This is a genomic window from Mucilaginibacter sp. P4_G9 (assembly GCF_056400985.1).
The window spans coordinates 1-2,180 of the sequence record NZ_JBFUKF010000611.1; the positions used below are offsets into that span (position 1 = coordinate 1).

Annotated in this window: 3 protein-coding genes; 2 read left to right on the forward strand and 1 reads right to left on the reverse strand. The window is 39.2% G+C overall.

Translation table 11 applies throughout. The features are described 5' to 3' along the window. Positions 1 to 131: 131 nt before the first annotated feature. Positions 132 to 1,109 carry a GlxA family transcriptional regulator gene (locus tag AC1DPZ_RS25895; protein ID WP_477408920.1) on the reverse strand — a complete coding sequence of 326 codons (978 nt, stop codon included), beginning with the start codon at positions 1,107 to 1,109 and terminating at the stop codon, positions 132 to 134. A 130-nt stretch (positions 1,110 to 1,239) separates the two neighbouring features. Here AC1DPZ_RS25895 and AC1DPZ_RS25900 point away from each other — a divergent pair, with 130 nt between their 5' ends. Both AC1DPZ_RS25900 and AC1DPZ_RS25905 read left to right on the forward strand, forming a co-directional pair. Continuing rightward, complete coding sequence (locus tag AC1DPZ_RS25900; protein ID WP_477408922.1) at positions 1,240 to 1,662, forward strand: SRPBCC family protein; 423 nt, start codon at positions 1,240 to 1,242, stop codon at positions 1,660 to 1,662. A gap of 18 nt (positions 1,663 to 1,680) precedes the next feature. Next, positions 1,681 to 2,106 (forward strand): DoxX family protein, encoded by a 426-nt coding sequence (locus tag AC1DPZ_RS25905; RefSeq protein WP_477408924.1) that lies wholly within the window; start codon positions 1,681 to 1,683, stop codon positions 2,104 to 2,106. Positions 2,107 to 2,180: the final 74 nt, after the last annotated feature.

The following is a 2,180-nucleotide window of genomic DNA, read 5'->3' on the forward strand; positions in this document are numbered from 1 at the left end:
ATTTAGTGGATAAGTAAAACCCGGCCAATGGGACTTCCTATATAATTTCTCCCAAGGCGTCATTCGCTTTTCTCGCAAATTTATTTAAAGAAAATTAGCAAGGGGCTTACATCATTCTTTGAATCGACAAATCATACCTCGTTCGCAACCTTGGCAAATTTATTTCTATACTCTATTGGTGTGAGCCCTGTTATCTTCCTAAAAATATCTCTAAATGCTTTGGTGTCGGTATAACCCACGCCATACATAACTTCAGTGACATTCTTTCGTGAGGCTTCGAAAAACTTCTTTGCAGCTTCTATCCTTACCCGTTGTATGTACTCGATTGGGGTGTTGGTTGTTGCATCCTTAAATCTTCTTTCAAAAGTTCTGCGGCCAACATTGATAAGATTTACCAGATCTTCAATGGTGATCTTATCTTCATAATTTTCTTCGATATAAGCCTGTACCTTTTGAATTCCGCCATCACCATGGTTTTTCTGTCCCTTGAAAATGGCGAACTGGGATTGGCTGTCTCTGCCTATATCTAAGGCAAAATATTTGGAGATCATGATAGCCGTTTCCCTGTCGGAAAATTTTTCGACCAGATACAGTATTAAATTCCACAAACTGCTTGCACCACCACTACTATAAATATTATCGTGTTCTGTGATGACCGCACCGTCTTCCACTTCTACCAGTGGATATTTTTCTTTAAACTCGGTTATGTGTGCCCAATGGGTAGAACACTTCTTTCCATTTAACAATCCTGTTTCTGCCAGCAGAAAAGCCCCTATGCATAAACTGGCAAGGCTGGTGCCATTCTCATGAAGCTTTTTGAAGTAGGGTATTGCTTCGGCATTGGCCCGGATCCCCGTGTCAGTATTTCCGAAAGTGGGTGGTATAATGAGCAGGTCCGTATGGCTAACATCTTTGAGCAGCCTATCTGTTTTTACCGTGTATTCGCCATTGTTGGCCGGTACATATTCATTTAAGCCCACATACTCTACTTTGAATATGGGCTTTTTACCAAATGCAGTTAGAAACTCATTGGCCGTGTGAAAGGTTCTGAATGCTGGTGTAATAGCTTCTATTACTCCATGCTRGGGAACGAAAACGGAAATTTGCATAAAACTTATCTTAATTAAAGATACGCATGTCTTGTCGTAATCCTACCCTTAATTTGTCGTTTTTACAACAGACCAAATTTTGGAGCCTGTAGCATCTTTGTACTATAAATTTCAACTAAAAATACATACGATGACAAAACAAACAAAAATTACGGTAGAAGCAACAGTAAATGCTCCCATAGAAAAAGTATGGCAGGTTTGGAATAATCCAACCGACATTATGAAATGGAATACTCCAGACCCAAGTTGGCACACCCCATGCAGCGAAAACGACCTTCGGTTAAACGGTAAGTTTAAAAACAGGATGGAAGCTAAAGATGGCAGCTTCGGTTTTGATTTTGAAGGCACTTATGATAAGGTTGACTTGCACAAGGAAATAGCTTATACCATGCCCGATGGCAGAACCGCCACAACATTGTTTGCAGATACGGAAGGTAAAACCACGCTTGTAACAACCTTCGATCCGGAAACAGAGAATGAGCCTGAATTTCAGAAACAAGGTTGGCAGGCTATCTTAAACAGTTTTGTGAAATACGTGGAATCAAATAATTAATAATAAAGTTTTAACAACATGAAAAAGAATAAAATAATTTTTTGGGTGGCTACTACGATCATCGTCTTATGGGAAGGTGTAATGCCACTTGGGACCATGCTGTTTGCACCACAATATGTAAATGCAGGTACAAAACCTTTAGGCTATCCAGATTACTTCGCTTACACGCTCATTATTTGCAAGGTGCTTGGAGTTATAGCAATTGCTTACCCTAAGACCCCGGTTAAGCTAAAGGAATGGGCATATGCAGGGCTAACATTTAATTTAATCTATGCGTTCATCAGTCATACATATGTAGATCAAAATATTGGGTTTATGTTAATGCCATTGGCGTTCCTGGGCATTCTCGCCGTTTCTTACATGTATAACAATAAGATCCGGAATCATGGCCAAACTAACGAAACGATTAATGAGTACCATCAGTCATTGAGTGTAAAGCTTTAAAGAAGAATTATTGATCAATCACACAAAACTTAAAAAAATGAAAGATAACACAGTTTCATTACACAGGGTAATTC

Coding starts and splice junctions, on each gene's coding strand:
- AC1DPZ_RS25905 (WP_477408924.1), top strand. CDS start 1,681: ATGAAAAAGAATAAAATAATTTTTTGGGTGGCTACTACGATCATCGTC.
- AC1DPZ_RS25900 (WP_477408922.1), top strand. CDS start 1,240: ATGACAAAACAAACAAAAATTACGGTAGAAGCAACAGTAAATGCTCCC.